At 40.7% G+C, this 18,161-nt stretch carries 19 protein-coding genes; 15 read left to right on the plus strand and 4 right to left on the minus strand.

Annotation, left to right across the window (positions count from 1 at the left end):
• The first annotated feature begins 34 nt into the window (after positions 1 to 34).
• The 4 genes from EL121_RS08300 to argH all read left to right on the plus strand — a co-directional run bounded on the left by EL121_RS08300 (position 35) and on the right by argH (position 4,986).
• Positions 35 to 709 (plus strand): UPF0149 family protein, encoded by a 675-nt coding sequence (locus EL121_RS08300; RefSeq protein ID WP_039196060.1) that lies wholly within the window; start codon positions 35 to 37, stop codon positions 707 to 709.
• A gap of 109 nt (positions 710 to 818) precedes the next feature.
• The gene (locus EL121_RS08305; RefSeq protein WP_039196062.1) at positions 819 to 1,859 is read left to right on the plus strand and encodes a Gfo/Idh/MocA family oxidoreductase; all 1,041 of its coding nucleotides are present in this window, start codon (positions 819 to 821) and stop codon (positions 1,857 to 1,859) included.
• Between the two features lie 131 nt (positions 1,860 to 1,990).
• Positions 1,991 to 3,334 carry an FAD-dependent oxidoreductase gene (locus EL121_RS08310; protein ID WP_039196064.1) on the plus strand — a complete coding sequence of 448 codons (1,344 nt, stop codon included), beginning with the start codon at positions 1,991 to 1,993 and terminating at the stop codon, positions 3,332 to 3,334.
• A 275-nt stretch (positions 3,335 to 3,609) separates the two neighbouring features.
• Positions 3,610 to 4,986 (plus strand): argininosuccinate lyase, encoded by a 1,377-nt coding sequence (gene argH / locus EL121_RS08315; protein WP_039196066.1) that lies wholly within the window; start codon positions 3,610 to 3,612, stop codon positions 4,984 to 4,986.
• Between the two features lie 147 nt (positions 4,987 to 5,133).
• Here the strand turns inward: argH and EL121_RS08320 are convergent, their stop codons facing one another.
• Positions 5,134 to 6,690, minus strand: a complete 1,557-nt coding sequence (locus EL121_RS08320; RefSeq protein ID WP_039198930.1) for a SulP family inorganic anion transporter — start codon at positions 6,688 to 6,690, stop codon at positions 5,134 to 5,136.
• 266 nt (positions 6,691 to 6,956) lie between these two features.
• Between EL121_RS08320 and EL121_RS08325 the strand changes: the two genes are divergently transcribed.
• From EL121_RS08325 to pnuC, 5 genes are all read left to right on the plus strand, one after another.
• A complete protein-coding gene (locus tag EL121_RS08325) occupies positions 6,957 to 7,946 on the plus strand; it encodes a RodZ domain-containing protein (protein ID WP_039196068.1) in 990 nt (329 codons plus the stop codon).
• 9 nt (positions 7,947 to 7,955) lie between these two features.
• On the plus strand, positions 7,956 to 9,068 hold the full coding sequence (ispG, locus tag EL121_RS08330; protein ID WP_039196070.1) for a flavodoxin-dependent (E)-4-hydroxy-3-methylbut-2-enyl-diphosphate synthase: 1,113 nt from the start codon (positions 7,956 to 7,958) through the stop codon (positions 9,066 to 9,068).
• A gap of 129 nt (positions 9,069 to 9,197) precedes the next feature.
• Positions 9,198 to 10,469: a histidine--tRNA ligase gene (gene hisS / locus EL121_RS08335; RefSeq protein ID WP_039196072.1), complete on the plus strand. Its 1,272-nt coding sequence runs from the start codon at positions 9,198 to 9,200 to the stop codon at positions 10,467 to 10,469.
• Positions 10,470 to 10,505: 36 nt separating this feature from the next.
• Complete coding sequence (locus EL121_RS08340; protein WP_197050940.1) at positions 10,506 to 11,129, plus strand: YfgM family protein; 624 nt, start codon at positions 10,506 to 10,508, stop codon at positions 11,127 to 11,129.
• Between the two features lie 125 nt (positions 11,130 to 11,254).
• A complete protein-coding gene (gene pnuC / locus EL121_RS08345) occupies positions 11,255 to 11,947 on the plus strand; it encodes a nicotinamide riboside transporter PnuC (protein ID WP_039196076.1) in 693 nt (230 codons plus the stop codon).
• Between the two features lie 91 nt (positions 11,948 to 12,038).
• Here pnuC and purD read toward each other — a convergent pair whose 3' ends face one another.
• Positions 12,039 to 13,325: a phosphoribosylamine--glycine ligase gene (gene purD / locus EL121_RS08350; RefSeq protein ID WP_039196078.1), complete on the minus strand. Its 1,287-nt coding sequence runs from the start codon at positions 13,323 to 13,325 to the stop codon at positions 12,039 to 12,041.
• A gap of 291 nt (positions 13,326 to 13,616) precedes the next feature.
• Between purD and rpsF the strand changes: the two genes are divergently transcribed.
• The 4 genes from rpsF to rplI are packed head-to-tail and all read left to right on the plus strand — an operon-like array spanning position 13,617 to position 15,009.
• Positions 13,617 to 13,991, plus strand: a complete 375-nt coding sequence (gene rpsF, locus EL121_RS08355) for a 30S ribosomal protein S6 (RefSeq protein WP_005598107.1) — start codon at positions 13,617 to 13,619, stop codon at positions 13,989 to 13,991.
• Positions 13,966 to 14,340: a primosomal replication protein N gene (gene priB, locus EL121_RS08360; protein ID WP_039196079.1), complete on the plus strand. Its 375-nt coding sequence runs from the start codon at positions 13,966 to 13,968 to the stop codon at positions 14,338 to 14,340. The genes rpsF and priB overlap by 26 nt, the downstream gene beginning before the upstream one ends.
• Positions 14,315 to 14,542: a 30S ribosomal protein S18 gene (gene rpsR, locus EL121_RS08365; RefSeq protein WP_005598105.1), complete on the plus strand. Its 228-nt coding sequence runs from the start codon at positions 14,315 to 14,317 to the stop codon at positions 14,540 to 14,542. The genes priB and rpsR overlap by 26 nt, the downstream gene beginning before the upstream one ends.
• A gap of 17 nt (positions 14,543 to 14,559) precedes the next feature.
• A complete protein-coding gene (rplI, locus tag EL121_RS08370; protein ID WP_039196081.1) occupies positions 14,560 to 15,009 on the plus strand; it encodes a 50S ribosomal protein L9 in 450 nt (149 codons plus the stop codon).
• 116 nt (positions 15,010 to 15,125) lie between these two features.
• Here rplI and EL121_RS08375 read toward each other — a convergent pair whose 3' ends face one another.
• Positions 15,126 to 15,341: a YdcH family protein gene (locus EL121_RS08375; RefSeq protein WP_014990986.1), complete on the minus strand. Its 216-nt coding sequence runs from the start codon at positions 15,339 to 15,341 to the stop codon at positions 15,126 to 15,128.
• 193 nt (positions 15,342 to 15,534) lie between these two features.
• Between EL121_RS08375 and EL121_RS08380 the strand changes: the two genes are divergently transcribed.
• Positions 15,535 to 16,458 (plus strand): hypothetical protein, encoded by a 924-nt coding sequence (locus EL121_RS08380; RefSeq protein ID WP_039196083.1) that lies wholly within the window; start codon positions 15,535 to 15,537, stop codon positions 16,456 to 16,458.
• Positions 16,458 to 17,396, plus strand: a complete 939-nt coding sequence (locus tag EL121_RS08385) for a LacI family DNA-binding transcriptional regulator (protein ID WP_039196085.1) — start codon at positions 16,458 to 16,460, stop codon at positions 17,394 to 17,396. The genes EL121_RS08380 and EL121_RS08385 overlap by 1 nt, the downstream gene beginning before the upstream one ends.
• Here the strand turns inward: EL121_RS08385 and EL121_RS08390 are convergent.
• Entirely contained in the window at positions 17,383 to 18,138 is a 756-nt protein-coding gene (locus EL121_RS08390) for a class I SAM-dependent methyltransferase (protein ID WP_039196087.1), read from the minus strand. The genes EL121_RS08385 and EL121_RS08390 overlap by 14 nt on opposite strands.
• Between the last annotated feature and the right edge of the window lie 23 nt (positions 18,139 to 18,161).

Below are 18,161 nucleotides of genomic sequence, written 5' to 3' on the forward strand. Positions count from 1 at the left end.
ATACGCCCCTTAAATTTTATCAGTAGGAGAGACAATGAGCGATAAATTAGCTGCACCTTTAACCAGTGAAGAATTTGAGCAACTTGATGAGCTGTTATTTTCGTATGCCAATAAAGGCGATGAAGATGCGATTTTATTAAACGTTTCGGAATTGGACGGTTTTTTAACTGCAATTTTATCGTCGGTAAACGTGCCGGCAATGACTGATTGGTTACCGATTTTGTTTAATAATGATGTACCTAATTTAGAAGACAAACGTTCGAAGCAATTTATTGAGTTGGTTTCTCGTCATTACAATTCATTGGCACAAACACTTCTCAACGACAAAAAAGAATATCACCCGATTTTTTGGGAAGAGCGTGTTGGTCGCCGTAAATTAGTGGTAGTTTCTCCTTGGTGTGGCGGTTATATTGTCGGCACAATGGCGGCGAGCTGGCAAAATCTCTCGGCGGAAATTCAGCCGCATTTTGAGTTAATTGAACAACACGCTAAATCAAGCTATGTGGAGCAAATGCCACCGTTGGAAGAGCAGCGCAAAATTGAAAAAGCGATTCGTAATGCCGCATTAGCAGTTTTTGAACAAGTTAATGAAGAAGCTCCATTACTTGAAAAGCCGCAACCGTATGTGAATCAAAATAAAGTGGGCGTAAACGAGCCTTGCCCGTGCGGAAGCGGTAAAAAATACAAAAAATGTTGTATGAATAAATAATCACTAAGCCGTATCTTGTTATGCAAGATACGGCTTTTTTTGCAAAAAAAGCGGTAAATTTAACCGCTTTCTTTTAGAATAGATTCAAGATTATATTTAGGAGAAAATAATGAAAGTGATAAATGTTGCGCTTGCCGGTGCCGGCTATTCCAGCCGAGTTTTTCATGTGCCTTTTTTTAAACAAGATGCTCGCTTTCAAATTGTGAAAGTTTTTGAACGTACCACAAATAATGCTCAGCTTTGGCTACCTGAAGTCGAAACCGTACGTAGCTTTGATGCCTTATTGAGTGATGAAGTGGATTTAGTGGTGATTACCACGCCAAATCAAACGCACTATGAGATGGTGAAAAGTGCGTTATTAGCCGGTAAACACGTTTTAGTCGAGAAGCCACTTGTGGCAAGTGCCGCAGAAGCATTAGAACTAGAACAGTTGGCTAAACAGCAAAATGTGGTGTTATACGTCTATCAAAATCGCCGTTGGGACAGCCATATTGCCACTGCAAAAGAAGTCTTGGCTAAAAATTTAGTGGGCGAGGTAGTGGATTGTGAGATTCGCTTCGAACGCTATGCCAAAGGTAAAAATGTGAAGGTATGGAAAGAAGCGGGCGATCGTGGTACCGGATTGGTTTATGACTTAGGTGTGCATTTGATTGACCAAGCGATTTATCTGTTTGGTAAGCCGCGAGCGGTATTCGCCGATATTCGTTATCAGCATAATGAGGCTTTAGTGGACGATAATTTCGATTTACATCTCTATTATGCAAACGGCTTAAAAGTTGCCTTACAAGCGTCTAAATATGCACGAGAGCCAAGCCCGGCATTCGTATTGCACGGTAAAAACGGCTCTTATATGAAGCAAGAGACAGACAGCCAAGAAGCGCATTTAAGCAAAGGTGTGCAGCCAATTGGCAACTGGAATGCCGAGCCAGAAACTGAATGGGGCGTGTTACATACTGAAATTGACGGCGAAGTAATTCGTAAGCCGTACCCGAATGCCCAAGCCAGCTATCAAAATTTGGTGGATGATTTATACCAAGTGCTAACTACTGGCTCAGAACCGATCGTAAAATTGGAAGAAGTTACTTTAGTTTTACGTATTATCGAAGCGGCATTTGAAAGTGCGAACAAAGGTCAGAAGATTACGCTATAAGTAAAGCGGAAGATTTACAAGCGGTTGGATTTGCAAAAAATTTTGCAGATTCGACCGCTTTTTTTGTAAGGCTTTAATTATATATTATGACTTATAACAACTTCGTTTAATGATAGATTTAAGGATATTGTATGGAGCAGCTCTCAGTAGAGAATTTAGTCATTGGTTTTGGTAAAGCGGGTAAAACCCTAGCGGCGGATTTAGCTAAGGCTGGGCAGTCGGTAATTTTGGTGGAACAAAGTGAAGTAATGTATGGCGGCACTTGTATCAATATCGGTTGTATCCCTTCTAAAAAATTATTGGTAGAAGGACTAAAAGGGCAAAATGTGGCGGATAAAGTCACTGTGTTTAATCAGTCAATGACGGCAAAAAACGGCTTAATCGGTAAATTGCGTGCGGCAAATTTTGCTAAGTTAGATAGCCTTGAAAATGCGCGTATTATTACCGCCAAAGCGAGTTTTAAAGACGAACATACCGTGTTATTAAACGGTCGTGACGGCGAGTTTGAAGTACGTGCCGATAAAATTTTTATCAATACCGGTGCAAGTTCAAACCGTTTAGCGATTGAAGGGGCGGATAGCGCGAGAATTTATGACAGTACGGGAATTCTATCTTTAACTGAGCGTCCGGATCGCCTTGTGATCGTTGGCGGCGGTTATATTTCATTGGAATTTGCTTTTATGTATCAAGCATTTGGCAGCCAAGTCACTATTTTAGAAAATAGCGATACTTTCTTGGCACGTGAAGATCGTGATATGGCGGAAGCGATGCTTGATGTATTGAATCGTAAAGGTATCCAAGTGCATTTAGGTGTGCAAACGGAACGTTTTGTTGAAAATGCAGATTCGACTACCGTAGTCACCAATCAAGGCGAATTTATTGCTGATGCAGTATTAGTAGCGATCGGTCGCCGTGCTAATACGCAAGGTTTAGCGCTTGAAAATGCCGGTATTAAGCTCAATGAGCGAGGTGTAATCATTACCGATGAACACTTACGTGTTGCAGGTAAATCACATATTTGGGCGATGGGTGATGTTGCCGGTTCAGCACAGTTTACCTACATTTCATTAGATGATTACCGCATTGTGCGAGACCAATTATTTGCGGAAGGTAAACGTAGCCGTGATGATCGTGCGGTATTCCCGACAGCGGTATTTACCGAGCCACCGTTTGCGCATATCGGTTTAACCGAAAGTGCGGCACAAAAATCGGGACGCAATGTAATTGTGAAGAAAATGAAAGCCGAAATGATTCCAAAAGCCAAAGTATTGGGTCAAACAGATGGTTTGTTGAAAGCCATTATTGATGCGGATACGGACGAAATTTTAGGTGTAACGTTATTCTGTGCGGAAGCGCATGAAATCATCAATCTGTTTAAAATGGCGATGGACTACAAAATTCCGGCAAGCTATATCAAAAACCAGATCTTTACTCACCCGACAATTATTGAAGGCTTAAACGATTTATTCGCTTAGCTCTTTAAATAACAAGCGGTGGAATTTGTAAACTTTTTGCAAATTCCACCGCTTTTGTTTTTGTAGATGACTGCGAAAAGGCTTGATCTCTGTACCCAACTCGCCTACATTTATAAATCTTTGTATATAAATAGTACAAATGGTAAAAAAATGGGGAAATTTAACCGCTTGCAATAAATAATTATTGAATAATTTTGCATATTTATGCAAAATATCCCTATTCAGATGTACAGGACATCTTTTAGTAAGATTAAAGAAGCGAAAAGGAACACAATATGGCACTTTGGGGTGGACGTTTTAAACAAGAAGCTGATGCAAAATTTAAATTTTTCAATGACTCGTTACGTTTTGACTATCGTTTAGCATTACAAGATATTGACGGTTCAATCGGTTGGGCGAAAGCGATTACTTCGGTTGGCATTTTAACCGAGCAAGAACACCAACAATTAGTGGCGGCGTTAAAAGAATTACGTGCGGAAATCGAGCCGAATATTGCGATTATTTTACGTGATGATGCGGAAGATATTCATAGCTGGGTTGAATCAAAACTGATCGAAAAAGTCGGTGATTTAGGTAAAAAACTCCACACCGGTCGTAGCCGTAACGACCAAGTTGCGGTGGATATGAAAATGTGGTGTAAGGTTCAGGCGGTCGTATTGCAAGAGCGTATCCGTAACTTACAGCACAAATTGGTCGAAACCGCCGAAACAAATCAAAATGCGGTAATGCCGGGCTACACCCATTTACAACGTGCGCAGCCGATTACTTTTGCCCATTGGTGTATGGCGTATTACGAAATGTTAGAACGTGATTTCAGCCGTTTAACCGATGCTTATAAACGGATGCACACTTGTCCGTTAGGTTCAGGCGCATTAGCCGGCACGGCGTATTCAATCGATCGTGATGTACTTGCGCAGGATCTCGGTTTTGCGATCGGTACACGTAACAGTTTGGATTCGGTTTCGGATCGTGACCACGTGTTGGAACTACTTTCAACCGCCTCGATCAGTATGGTGCATTTATCACGTTTTGCTGAAGATCTCATTTTCTTCAATAGCGGTGAATCGGCATTCTTGGAATTATCGGATCGTGTCACCTCTGGTTCTTCATTAATGCCGCAAAAGAAAAATCCGGATGCGTGCGAATTAATTCGTGGTAAATCAGGACGTGTATTTGGCGCATTATCAGGCTTGCTCACCACCTTAAAAGGCTTACCGCTTGCATATAATAAAGATATGCAAGAAGACAAAGAAGGCATTTTTGATGCGATGGAAACCTGGCAGGCTTGTTTAGAGATTGGTGCCTTAGTGCTTGAAGATATCAATGTGAACGTGGAACGTACTCGTGAAGCGGCGCAGCAAGGTTATTCGAATGCGACCGAGCTTGCGGATTATTTAGTGGCGAAGGGCATTCCATTCCGTGAAGCGCATCATATTGTAGGTGAAGCGGTAGTCTATGCGATCAGCAAACGTGAACCGTTAGAAGCATTAAGCGTGACGGAATTTAAACAGTTCCACCCAGTGATCGATGAAGACGTTTACCCGATTCTTTCGTTAGAATCCTGTTTAGAAAAACGTAGTGCGAAAGGCGGGGTGAATCCGGAACGTGTACGTGAAGCGATTGAAGCGGCTAAAGTAAATTTAGGTGCGTAATTGAATTGATATTTGGATAAGAACAAGCGGTCTGATTTGGTAAAATTCTTGCAAAATCAGACCGCTTGTTTATTTGCAGCCTACGCACGGCAATTCCCTTTTATTCTGTGTATTCGGTGTTTTCCGTGGTTCAGATTCAGTGTTTATCTAAATTCGGCTACCGTGTTCCACTTTGACGTGGCTGGCGTGGTCGATTTCTTGGTTATTGTAATCGGATTTAAAGCCTTTTAAATAAACACGAATATGATTTTCTCGTGCGGTAATATTGGCGAAATCTTCAATCAATTCTAATACGTCTGAAGCGATATAAGATGTACGAGAGGCGTCAATAATCACTTTGGAATTCGGGCGAATATTTTTTAAAGTCTTTTTAATTGCCGCTTTATTTAAGAAAGAAACCTCTTCGGAAAGTTGCATTTTGATGTAGCTTGCGTCTTCCAATTCTTCACGACTTAAGTAGTAAGCTCGCTTCATATTACCTTGTAATAAAAAGATAATACTAATCACTAGGCCCAATCCGACCCCTTTGAGTAAATCAAACGCCACCACTGCCGCCGCTGTCGCAACAAACGGAATAAATTGATAAATTCCTTTGTGCCAAAAGTGTTTAAAAATAGTTGGGCGAGCCAATTTATAACCGACCAAAATTAATACTGCAGATAAAGTTGCTAACGGAATTTGATTTAAAATGCTCGGAATTGCCAAGACACAAACAAACAGCAAAATACCATGAATAATACTGGAGAGTTTATGGGTTGCACCGGCATTGGCATTTGCAGAAGAACGCACGATTACTGCGGTAATCGGCAAGCCGCCTAATACGGAAGAGACGATGTTCCCTACGCCTTGGGCACGTAATTCTTGATTAGTATCGGTAATGCGGCGTTTGCTGTCTAAACGGTCGGCGGCTTCAATCGATAGTAAAGTTTCGATTGAGGCTACTATTGCCATGGTTGCACCGGTTACCCATACGACAGATGAGCCAAAACCGCTAAAATCAGGCAAGCGGACTAAATGGCGCATTTCTTGCCAATTTTGAGCAATCGGTAATTGCACGAGCTGATTAGCCGGAATAGCTAAATGGCTACTAGTTGCGATAAATAGTTGGTTAATACCGATACTGACGATAACGGCAACAAGTGCGGAAGGTAACATTTTTAATTGTTTCAAACGAGGGGAACTATCCCAAGCCAACATAATAAACAGTGAAATAAGCGCAATCAGTAATGCGCCTAAATGAATATTTAAATGGTGTTGAGTCAGTTCTGCGAAAACCTGTTTATTGCCTAACGCATAGGGCAGTTGCGAGAAAATAATCAGAATACCGATCCCGGCTAACATCCCTTCAATAACCGCTACCGGTATATAGTTGGTAATGCTACCGGCACGCAAAAAACCGAGCGAGAGCTGAATAGCACCCGCTACAATACCGGCACACAAGAACAGTTCGAAGCTACCGAGTTGATTAATCGCCGCCAGAACAATGGCAACTAACCCGGCCGCAGGCCCGGCAACACTAATATGTGATGTGCTCAGAAAACCAATGACGATACCGCCGATAATTCCCGAAATAATCCCCGACAATGGTGGAGCGCCCGATGCAAGCGCAATACCTAAACATAAAGGTAAAGCGACTAAAAATACAACTAAACCGGAGGCAAAATTTTGCTTAAACAATCGTTCTTTATTTCTTTCGGAAATCATTGCGAATACCATATGTAAATCTATTTTGAGAAAAGCCGTTGCTTTTGATAAAACAACTCAAACGTTATTTTACGCCGTATTGTTTCGATAAACTTTGGTTTATGTCAGAGAAGTTTAAATTTATTTTAAGATTTGCAAAAAAATGACTGAATTTAACCGCTTGTTAAAAAAAATTTGTCTGAATTTGCTTGTTAAGATTGCAAAACAAGCGTTACATCTTTAAACTTTCGAATAATTTTTTGTAATTTTTAACTAAGAGCTTAGCTATGACTGAATCAATTAATCCGACGCAAGAAAATCAAGATGTTCGTTCACTGGGGCAAAGAATAAAACAAGCACGTGAAGCCTTAAATTTAAGTATTGAAGATGTTGCTAAAAAAACAAATTTGAAAAAATCACATATTGAAGCATTAGAGAATGATATTTTCATTTTACAAAATGTAGCACCGACTTTCGTACGTGGTTATGTGCGTAATTATTTACGTTTTCTTCGTTTACCGGAAGAATTAGTTTCAAGCGTTAATTATGGTGAAGTGATTATTCCAAAAGAAGCGGTTAAAACGCCTTCGCCAAAAGCAGTGCAAAAGTCACAAACACAATGGATGAAGTATTTAACCGTACTGGTATTATTAGCCGCAGCAGGGATGACGTTACTTTGGTGGTGGCAAGATTATCAAAAAGAACAAGAAAATCGTGATCAATTCGTGATTAGTTCTACTCCTGCAGAAATTGCACCGGTTTCATCAGTTCCGGTGACAGTGGCTCCGCAACCAGTAGCACCACAGTCAGTTCAGCCGATTGAGCAAGTTATTCCAGCGGTAGAAGAAACCAAGGTGCCTGAAGTTACAGCGCCGGTAGTAAGTACGCCGGTTGTTGAGAATGCGCCGGTAACCGTTCAATCTGAGGCAATTGCGCCGGTAGAACAACCTACAGAAGCGGTTAACGTATTACAACAAACTAACCCTGAAGCAGGTTTGACTGAGGAAGCAAGTGAGCAAACGGCGATCGGTAATGATGAATTACGTATTGAAGTCATTGGCAAAGAAAGCTGGATTACCGTAAAAAATACCAAAAGCAAAAGAAGCTTAGCGGAAAAATTATATAGCAACGGAGAAGTGTTAACCTTTAACGGTAACGAACAATACCGTTTAACGATTGGCGCTCCGGCAAATGTAAAACTTTACTATAAAGGTCAAGAAGTACCATTAAAAATTGATGGTCGTGTAGCTCGAATTCGTTTACCTTTAGCACAATAAGGATTGGAAATGTCAATTCATCAATCGCCAATTAAACGTCGTGAATCGAAGAAAATTTGGGTTGGTAATGTCGCAGTCGGTGGTGATGCGCCGATTTCGGTACAATCGATGACAAATACCCGTACAACTGACGTCGAAGCAACGGTTGCACAGATTAAATCACTTGAGCGTGTCGGGGCGGATATCGTACGTGTTTCCGTGCCGACAATGGATGCGGCAGAGGCATTTAAAGTGATTAAACAACAAGTGAATGTACCGCTCGTGGCGGATATTCATTTCGATTATCGTATCGCTTTAAAAGTGGCGGAATACGGTGTTGATTGTTTGCGTATCAATCCGGGTAATATTGGTAATGAAGATCGTATTCGTGCAGTGGTAGATTGTGCGAAAGATAAAAATATTCCGATTCGAATCGGCGTAAATGCCGGTTCACTTGAACGTGATTTACAAGAGAAATACGGTGAGCCGACTCCGCAAGCGTTATTAGAATCGGCATTACGTCACGTAGATATTTTAGACCGCTTTAACTTTGATAATTTTAAAGTGAGTGTAAAAGCATCCGATGTATTTTTAGCGGTTGAATCTTACCGCCTTTTAGCAAAACAAATCGTACAGCCGTTGCATTTAGGTATTACCGAAGCGGGTGGCGCGCGTGCCGGCTCGGTTAAATCGGCAATTGGTTTAGGTTTATTACTTTCGGAAGGTATCGGTGATACATTACGTGTGTCTCTTGCCGCTGATCCGGTTGAAGAAGTCAAAGTCGGTTTCGATATTTTAAAATCGTTACGTATTCGTTCTCGCGGTATTAACTTTATCGCTTGCCCTACTTGCTCACGCCAAGAAATTGATGTGATTGCAACAGTGAATGCGTTAGAACAACGTTTAGAAGATATCTTAACTCCAATGGATGTTTCTATTATCGGTTGTGTGGTAAACGGCCCGGGTGAAGCGCTTGTATCGGATCTCGGTGTCACCGGTTCCAATAAAATGAGCGGTTTCTATCTTGATGGCGTGCGCCAAAAAGAGCGTTTCGATAATGAGAAATTAATCGATCAACTAGAAGCTAAAATTCGTGCTCGTGTTGCAGAGCAACACAATCGAATTCAAATCGAACAAATTTAATTTTAGTAACCACGGGTTACACAGGTTTTACGGATATTGTGCAAAACAAGCGGTCAATTTTCTTCAAAAATTTACCAGCCGTACTATTTTGTGTTGTCCGTGGTTTTAGCGTAATAAAAGGAAAATAAAGTGGCTAAAAATATTCAAGCAATTCGTGGGATGAACGATTGCTCCCCAACAGAATCACCATTATGGCAGTGGATTGAAAATAAAGTACGTAATGTATTAGCCGGTTATGGCTATTCTGAAGTGCGTATGCCGATTGTAGAAAGTACGCCGCTTTTCGCACGTGCGATTGGCGAAGTAACGGATGTGGTTTCAAAAGAAATGTACACATTCTGGGATAATGACGAACAATTAACTCTTCGTCCGGAAGGTACTGCCGGTTGTGTACGTGCAGCGATTGAACGTGGCTGGATCTATAATAATGAACAACGCTTATGGTATATGGGACCAATGTTCCGTCACGAGCGTCCGCAAAAAGGTCGTTATCGTCAATTCCACCAAGCCGGTGTAGAAATTTTTGGTATTCCAAATCCGGAAATTGATGCGGAACTCATTATTTTAACTGCGCGTTTATGGAAAGAATTGGGTATCGATCAACACGTTTCTTTACAACTAAACTCAATTGGTTCGCTTGAAGCACGCGCGAATTATCGTTCGGCATTGGTAAAATTCTTGGAAAATCATACCGCTTTAATGAGTGATGAAGAAAAAGAGCGTTTAGTTAAAAATCCGTTACGTATTCTTGATACCAAAAACCAAGCGTTACAAGAAGTACTGAATGACGCACCGAAATTATTAGATTACCTGGATGATGACAGTCGTGAACATTTTGCGCAGCTTTGTAGTCTATTAGACGCAATGGGTATTGCTTATGAAGTTAATCCAAAACTGGTACGTGGTTTAGATTACTACAATAAAACCGTGTTTGAGTGGGTAACTTCAGCATTAGGTTCTCAAGGCACGGTATGTGGCGGTGGTCGTTATGACGGCTTGGTTGAACAGCTTGGCGGCCACGCAACGCAAGGTGTTGGTTTTGCAATGGGCTTAGAGCGTTTAGTTCTACTTGTTCAAGAAGTGAATAAAGAGATCAGCTTACCGAAAGCAGTTGATGTGTATGTAGTTTATTCAGGCGAAGGCGCAACTTTAAATGCTTTCCAAATTGCAGAACAAATTCGTACGGAATTACCGCAATTACGCGTGATGACACATTGCTCCGGCGGTAATTTCAAAAAGCAATTCAAGCGTGCAGATAAAGTAGAAGCACAAATCGCATTAGTTATCGGTGAAAGCGAAGTCGCTGAGCAAAAAGTGGTTGTAAAAGATCTACAAAGCGGTGCGGAACAAATTACTATTGCACAAGCAGATCTTATTTCAGAACTTACTAAACGTTTTTAAGTTATTCCCCCGTTTGGGGTAAATGGAGAAATCATTATTATGAGCGATTATTTAAATAAAACGGAAGAGCAGCAGTTTGAAGAGGCAAAAGGCTGGTTTAAAGAAAATGGTACACCGATTTTGGTTGCGATCATTATTGCCTGTGCTGCAACTTTCGGTTGGAATTTTTGGAAAAATCACCAAATTGAAACGGCACAACAAACTTCTGCAACTTACCAAAATATTATGGAAAGTTATTTGCAAGATCCGAGCAAAAATGCACCGCTTGTAGAAAAGTTTATCGCGGATCATAAAGATTCAAGTTATGCCGTTTTCGCACAGTTAGAAGAAGCAAAACAAGCCGTTGATAAAGCGGATTTTGCTCGTGCGAAAAGTGTATTAGAGAACGCATTGGCGATAACAAGTGATTCAACATTACAAACAGTAATTCGTTTCCGTTTAGCTGCGGTGGATTACCAGCTAAAACATTACGATCAGGCGTTAGCAATGCTCGCTCAGATCCAAGATCAAGTGTGGGAACAACGTAAGCTTGTGTTAAGCGGTGATATTCTTGTTGCTAAAGGCGATAAAGATGCTGCAAAGAGCGCTTATGAAAAAGCAAAAGAGATTGCACCGGCACAAGATAAAGTGTTAATTGATGTGCGTTTAAATAATCTGTAATCGAAATAGGACTGTTGTCTAGACAGTCCTATTTTTTTATCTGATGCATGAGAATGTAATTTATATTTTACATTCTATGCTAATTTGACTTACACTTTCCTCAGTATCATTACATTGGAGGTCATATGAATACACAAAACGTTTCAAATTTTATTAAGCAAGAACTTTCCGGTTGGAAACCTTTTGAAGTTATTTGGCTTGTAGCCTTTATTGCCGCACAAGTTTGGGCTTATGTACAAGCGCCGGATTCTATTTTGGCAATGATTTCGGGGATTGCCGGTATCATCTGTGTCGTGTTGGTGAGTAAAGGTAAAGTGAGTAACTATTTATTCGGATTGATTTTCGCTTACACCTACTTTTATGTGGCGTGGGGCAATAATTTTATCGGTGAAATGAATAGCGTACTTTATGTTTATTTACCGGCACAATTTATCGGTTACTTCGTTTGGCAAGCGAATATGCAAAAAGACAGCCAAGGCGGTGGTGCGGTGATTGCTAAATCGTTAACTGTCAAAGGTTGGATCGTATTATTAGCAACGATTAGTATCGGTACTTTACTTTTTATTCAAGCACTTAAAGCAGCGGGCGGTAGTTCAACCGGCTTAGATGGAGTGACAACTATCACCACGGTGGCGGCACAATTACTGATGATTTTACGTTATCGTGAACAATGGTTATTGTGGATTGTACTTAATGTGTTATCAATCGCTTTATGGGCGGAAACACCGGCGATGTATTTAATGTATGGTGCATATCTGCTTAACTCGCTTTACGGTTTCTATAATTGGACGCAATTAGAGAAAAATGCTCATCGCTAATATTCTTAGCTAGCTAATAACAAGCGGTCTAATTTGCAAAATATTTTACAAATTAGACCGCTTGATTTTTTGCTATGAGTCTAAAAGCAAATTATGCTTTTTCTCTTGCTACGGCACGGTAGCCAATATCACGGCGATAGAAACGACCTTGCCATTGAATTTGTTCGGCAAGTTTTAAGGCTTGCTGCTGCGCATCAAATACAGAATGACCTAATGCGGTTGCACATAAAACACGACCACCGTTTGTCACTAATTTACCGTCTTTTTGCTCAACACCGGCAAGGAAGACTTTCTGTGATTTTTGTGCTTGGGTTGGAATACCGCTGATTTCATCACCTTTACGATAATCGCCCGGATAGCCTTCAGCAGCTAACACGATACCTAATGCCGCTTGTTCACACCATTTCGATTTAATCGTATCAAGTTTCTCATCGCAAGCGGCTAAACAAAGTTGCACAAGATCCGATTCTAAACGCATCATAATCGGTTGTGTTTCCGGATCACCAAAGCGGCAATTGAATTCGATCACTTTAGGTTGTCCGTTCGGCATAATCATTAAACCTGCATAGAGGAAACCGGTATATGGATTACCTTCTGCCGCCATACCTCTTACTGTTGGGTAAATGACTTCTTGCATAACACGATTATGAATTTCTTGTGTGACAACCGGTGCCGGTGAATAAGCGCCCATACCACCGGTATTTAAACCTTTATCACCTTCGCCAACACGTTTGTGATCTTGACTGGTTGCCATCGGCTCAACGTTTTTACCGTCTACCATCACGATAAAGCTTGCTTCTTCACCGTCTAAAAATTCTTCGATAACCACACGGCTACCGGCGTCACCGAATGCATTGCCTGACAGCATATCTTTTACCGCTTCTTCCGCTTCTTCGAGCGTCATTGCAACAATTACGCCTTTACCGGCAGCTAAACCGTCCGCTTTAATTACAATCGGCGCACCTTTTTGTTTTAAATAAGCTAGTGCCGGCTCAACTTCTGTGAAGTTCTGATATTCAGCAGTTGGAATTTGATGACGGGCTAAGAAATCTTTAGTAAATGCTTTTGAACCTTCTAATTGTGCGGCAGCTTGGGTAGGTCCAAAGATTTTTAAGTTGTTCGCACGGAATGCATCAACTACACCGATAACGAGCGGTGCTTCCGGTCCAACAATCGTTAAGCCAATTTGGTTTTCTTTCGCAAAAGCCACTAATGCAGGAACATCGGTTGCGGCGATTGCCACATTTTCGATACCTTCTTCCAGTGCGGTACCGGCATTCCCCGGTGCGACAAAAACTTTTTTGACTAAAAGCGATTGACGAACTTTCCAAGTTAAAGCGTGTTCACGACCACCGTTACCAATAATTAATACATTCATTTGGATTCCTTATAAATTAACAAAAGCAAACGTTTGCGCAATTGTACTAGAAGATCACAAAATACTGAACTATTATTCGTATTTTTATCTGATAAAACCTATTTTCATATTTAAGTGATAAATCACATTATTAAATTATGCTTAAAAGACAGCATTAACAATAAATTTTGCTTGCAAAACCAACAAGTTTACGTATAATTCCGCCGTTCAGTCACATTTGTTTTTTAATCCTTGCTTCCACAAGTTGGTGACTGGCTAAAGTTGGAGGCTGCTAACCCGTAAGGATAGTCAATGCGTCACTACGAAATCGTTTTTATGGTTCACCCGGACCAAAGCGAACAAGTACCAGCAATGATTGAGCGTTACACAGCATCTGTAAAAGAAGCTGGCGGTCAAGTTCATCGCTTAGAAGATTGGGGTCGTCGTCAATTAGCATACCCAATCAACAAACTTCACAAAGCACACTACGTGTTAATGAATGTAGAAGCACCTCAAAGTGTAATCGACGAGTTAGAAACTAACTTCCGTTATAACGATGCAGTTCTTCGTAACTTAATCGTTCACACTAAAGCGGCAGTAACTGAAGCTTCACCAATGGTGAAAGCGAAAGAAAGCAAAGTTGCTGAAGCGGTAGCTGAAGTTGAATCAGAGGAAGCTGGCGAGTAATTCGCCAATTGATAATTGCTTAATTTTGAGCGGTTCGGTCGCTTCAATGGTTAAGCAAAGCCAAAACCCGTTAGGGGTTCCGAATTATCGTTTTTGGCTTGAACATCGTTCAATCCAGACTGAAGTAAATTTAGAACGTCAAGCGTGGTGTAAAATCCAAGTGGTTTTAAATGGCAGTCAATTTAGTTTAATAACCCAACAAATAAAGCTCGGCGATAAAATTAGAGTTCACGGATTTATCCATACTCACAAAGACTATAACGGTTTAAGCCAATTAGTCGTTCACGCCGAACATATTGAATTTATAGATCAGGAGAAGCCAAATGGCACGTTATTTCCGTCGTCGTAAGTTCTGCCGTTTCACAGCGGAAAATGTTGTTGAGATCGATTACAAAGATATCGCTACATTAAAGAACTACATTTCTGAAAGCGGCAAGATTGTTCCTAGCCGTATCACTGGTACTCGTGCGAAGTATCAACGTCAATTAGCTCGCGCAATCAAACGCGCTCGTTACTTAGCGTTACTTCCATACACTGACAACCATCAGTAATAGAGAGGTCGAGTACAATGCAAGTTATTTTATTAGATAAAGTTGCTCACTTAGGTTCTGTGGGCGACCAAGTAACTGTTAAATCAGGTTTTGCACGTAACTTCTTAATCCCACAAGGTAAAGCGGTTATGGCAACAGCAGCAAACATCGCTCACTTCGAAGCACGTCGTGCTGAATTAGAAGCAAAAGCGGCAGCGGCATTAGCAGCAGCACAAGCTCGTGCAGCTAAAATTGCTGAAATCGCAGCAGTATCAGTATCTGCAACAGCAGGTGATGATGGTCGTTTATTCGGTTCTATCTCTGCAAAAGATATCGCTGATGCATTAACAGCAGCAGGCGTTGAAGTAGCTAAATCAGAAGTTCGTTTAGGTGAAGGTCCACTTCGCACAACTGGTGAACACGAAGTTAAAGTTCACTTACACGCTGAAGTGAATGCAACTGTAACTGTTAACGTAGTTGCTGAATAATCTTTTGATTATCGAGAAACCCAGCTTAGGCTGGGTTTTTTTGTTTTTGATAACTATTGAAATTCAATGGCTATTAAAATGCCCACCTTTTAAAGGTGGGCACTGTGATTAATTTATTAAGCTGATTTTTTCTTTAAAATAGCATAAAGCTCATCTTTTATATGTAATTTCTCTTTTTTGAGTAATTCTACTTCATCATTGGTTGCAAGCTCTATATTTGACTCCATGTTTTTAATACGTTGGTCTAGCTCATTATGTCTCTCAAATAAGCGAGTAAAATGAGCGTCGCTATTTTTTAATTTGGTGATTAGCTCACGAAATTCTGGGAACATATACAACTCCTATAATGTCTTAGTTGAACCTTAGGTTTAACTTGATACTACTCTTTTTTAGCTAAGTTGGGATAACTTTATTTTAAATCTTTGAAGTCGATCACAAAATTTTCGTGAAACAGAGATTGATGAATTTACTCTATATTTGGCTCAGGTATAATACAGCCTCTTTTGTTTAGTGGGGACAATAATAATGCGCTACAAAGCTCTCTTATCTTTTTTCTTCGCAGTATTGAGCAGCACTGCGGTTGCTAAGTGGGAAAAAATCAATGATGTGGATTACACTTGGGGACCGTTCAAAATTTATAATATTTCCCTATTTACAGAAACGGGCGAATATAAAAATACAGAGCGTCCGGTCATGTTGACATTGAAATACAGTAAGCCGGTTGATGGGCGAGATTTTGCGATTTCAGTGGCGAAATCATGGGCTAATTTGGGTATTACGCTTCCTGAACAAGATGAAGTGATCGATCGTCTTCGTAAAATCTTACCGGATTTAAAACCGGATGATGCATTAAGCTATATTGCGTTAGCTGATCGAGGTTATTTTGTATTAAATGATCAGGTGATTGAGCAGGATTTTAACGCAGAATTTAATGATGCAATGCTGGCTATTTGGTTAGATCCGAAAGTTGAGTTCAGCTATAAGCTAATCGCTAAGAAAGTAGAAGGTGCAGAGCAAGAAGTACACCAGTCAGCAGAATATCGTCAAAGTTTAGAAGAAATTTCAATTGAACCGAAACAACAGAAATTATCAACCAAAGCTGAATTAACAGATCAGCCGGCATCAACCGAGCAAGCGGTGGATTCTGAGTCACAATCGACAAAATTGGAGTCACCGAAATCGACTAAAAAAGTAGATATTGCAAAAGTTGCAGAAGTTAAACCGGCAAATAGTGAAGTTGAAAAAACACAAAATAAAACAGCGGTAGCAGTTCCCGAAACAGTTGTAGAACCGATTCAAGAAAAAACTGAAACACCAGCAACGCCAGAAGCAGAACCTCAGCCGGTCGAGCAGAAGACAGAACCAACGAAGGAAGAATTAGAAAATCCGGAGAAGGAAGTCTTACCGGAATCTGATCCTACTCCTGTTTTCCAACTACCTGTATCCTAATGAAATTAACGATTAAAGATATTGCCGCACGTTGTAATGTCGGTAAATCCACTGTGTCTCGAGTGCTGAATAATGACCCTAAGGTGAGTGTTCAGACTCGAGAACGAGTGCAAGCAGTCATTGATGAATTAGGATTCCAGCCCAATCAAAGCGCCAGAGCAATGCGAGGAGCATCGTCTCCCGTTGTTGGTATTATTGTTACACGCCTTAACTCCACTGCTGAATCTCAAACTTTAAGCACGATTTTACAGCAGCTATACGCTAAAAATATTACTCCTCTGATTGTTGAGAGCCAATTTCAACCTGAATTAGTAACTCGCCATTTTGAATTATTCCGTCAACGTCAGGTGGATGGTGTTATTCTATTTGGTTTTTCACAACTTTCACTTGAAATTGTTCAGCAATGGCGAGGTTCACTGGTGACAGTTGCACGAGCTTATCCTAATATTCCGGCGGTATATTATGATGATGAGAATGCGATTAGTGCATTAATGACGAAATTGTATCAGCAGGGGCATCGCAACATTGCCTATTTAGGCGTAAATGATCAAGATGAAACAACCGGTCATGATCGCAATCGTAGTTATTTGGCTTTCTGTGATTCTCATCAGATTCCCGCTAATTTAGTGGAAGCGGAATTGACGATTGAAAGCGGTTATTTGCAGATGCCGAAATTAATGCGTAAACCGGTATCAGCGATATTGTGCGCCAGCAGCTCGCTAGCGATTAGTGCATTAAAATATTTGCAAGAAAATCAGCAAAATTTACCGCTTGCTTGTATCGGGCAAAATGTATTATTGCAGTGTTTTGCAACCAACTTGCTTACGCTGGATTTTGGTTATCCCCAGGCGGGAAAATGGGCGGTGGAGTTGTTATTAACGCAGCTCGGCGGCAAAACAACCACCGAGCAACGCAAAGTACCGGTTAACCTTTCTTAACCGCTTTAATAAACAGTAATGGCGGACGATGTTGTAGATCTTTAAATTCGGTATGCCATTGCGGTTGATTCGCCAGCATTGGCTCTTCCATTTGAACGATTTCAAAACCGGCTTGAATCAGCTGATTGCAGATTGTTGCCATGGTGCGATGATAGGTTTTGAATGCTTGTTGGAACCAACTTCTGTCTCGCTCACCCTCATCTCGATAATAATTTAAACGATAAGCAACTTGTTGTTTTTGCTCATTTTTCTCCCAACGATAGCCGTCTTTATAGCAAGTGACAATCGGGTGTTCTTGGGAAAAAATCAGTGTACCGCAAGCGGTCATTTTTGCGGAAATTTTTGCAAGTAAATCGGCAAAGTCCTCAATATAATGGAACGCAAACGAGCTGGTGACCACATCAAAATTATCTTCTGGAATTTTATCTAATTGTTCCATTGGCAAGCAGTGCAGTGAGAAAGCGGTCGATTTTTGCCAATTTTTTGCTAAACAGCTTTCCGCTTGTTTTAGCATTAGTTCCGATAAATCCAGCCCGACAACTTTACTCGCACCTAATTCTAAATAATGCGCCAAATGCACCCCGGTACCGCAGCCCAAATCTAACACTTTTTTATTGGTAAGATCCGGTAAAAGTGAAAACATAGTCGGCTTTTCCACCACTTCATTCATACTGATTGGGTTTTCACGTAATTGTTGATAACGTTCAAAGAAAATCGGGGTATCGTAAATACTTTTTTTCAACTGTTTATTCCTATAAAAAAGCC

It is taken from the genome of Actinobacillus equuli, assembly GCF_900636745.1.
Classification (GTDB): domain Bacteria; phylum Pseudomonadota; class Gammaproteobacteria; order Enterobacterales; family Pasteurellaceae; genus Actinobacillus; species Actinobacillus equuli.

Coding starts and splice junctions, on each gene's coding strand:
- EL121_RS08300 (WP_039196060.1), top strand. CDS start 35: ATGAGCGATAAATTAGCTGCACCTTTAACCAGTGAAGAATTTGAGCAA.
- EL121_RS08305 (WP_039196062.1), top strand. CDS start 819: ATGAAAGTGATAAATGTTGCGCTTGCCGGTGCCGGCTATTCCAGCCGA.
- EL121_RS08310 (WP_039196064.1), top strand. CDS start 1,991: ATGGAGCAGCTCTCAGTAGAGAATTTAGTCATTGGTTTTGGTAAAGCG.
- argH (WP_039196066.1), top strand. CDS start 3,610: ATGGCACTTTGGGGTGGACGTTTTAAACAAGAAGCTGATGCAAAATTT.
- EL121_RS08320 (WP_039198930.1), bottom strand. CDS start 6,690: ATGATTTCCGAAAGAAATAAAGAACGATTGTTTAAGCAAAATTTTGCC.
- EL121_RS08325 (WP_039196068.1), top strand. CDS start 6,957: ATGACTGAATCAATTAATCCGACGCAAGAAAATCAAGATGTTCGTTCA.
- ispG (WP_039196070.1), top strand. CDS start 7,956: ATGTCAATTCATCAATCGCCAATTAAACGTCGTGAATCGAAGAAAATT.
- pnuC (WP_039196076.1), top strand. CDS start 11,255: ATGAATACACAAAACGTTTCAAATTTTATTAAGCAAGAACTTTCCGGT.
- purD (WP_039196078.1), bottom strand. CDS start 13,325: ATGAATGTATTAATTATTGGTAACGGTGGTCGTGAACACGCTTTAACT.
- rpsF (WP_005598107.1), top strand. CDS start 13,617: ATGCGTCACTACGAAATCGTTTTTATGGTTCACCCGGACCAAAGCGAA.
- rpsR (WP_005598105.1), top strand. CDS start 14,315: ATGGCACGTTATTTCCGTCGTCGTAAGTTCTGCCGTTTCACAGCGGAA.
- rplI (WP_039196081.1), top strand. CDS start 14,560: ATGCAAGTTATTTTATTAGATAAAGTTGCTCACTTAGGTTCTGTGGGC.
- EL121_RS08375 (WP_014990986.1), bottom strand. CDS start 15,341: ATGTTCCCAGAATTTCGTGAGCTAATCACCAAATTAAAAAATAGCGAC.
- EL121_RS08380 (WP_039196083.1), top strand. CDS start 15,535: ATGCGCTACAAAGCTCTCTTATCTTTTTTCTTCGCAGTATTGAGCAGC.
- EL121_RS08385 (WP_039196085.1), top strand. CDS start 16,458: ATGAAATTAACGATTAAAGATATTGCCGCACGTTGTAATGTCGGTAAA.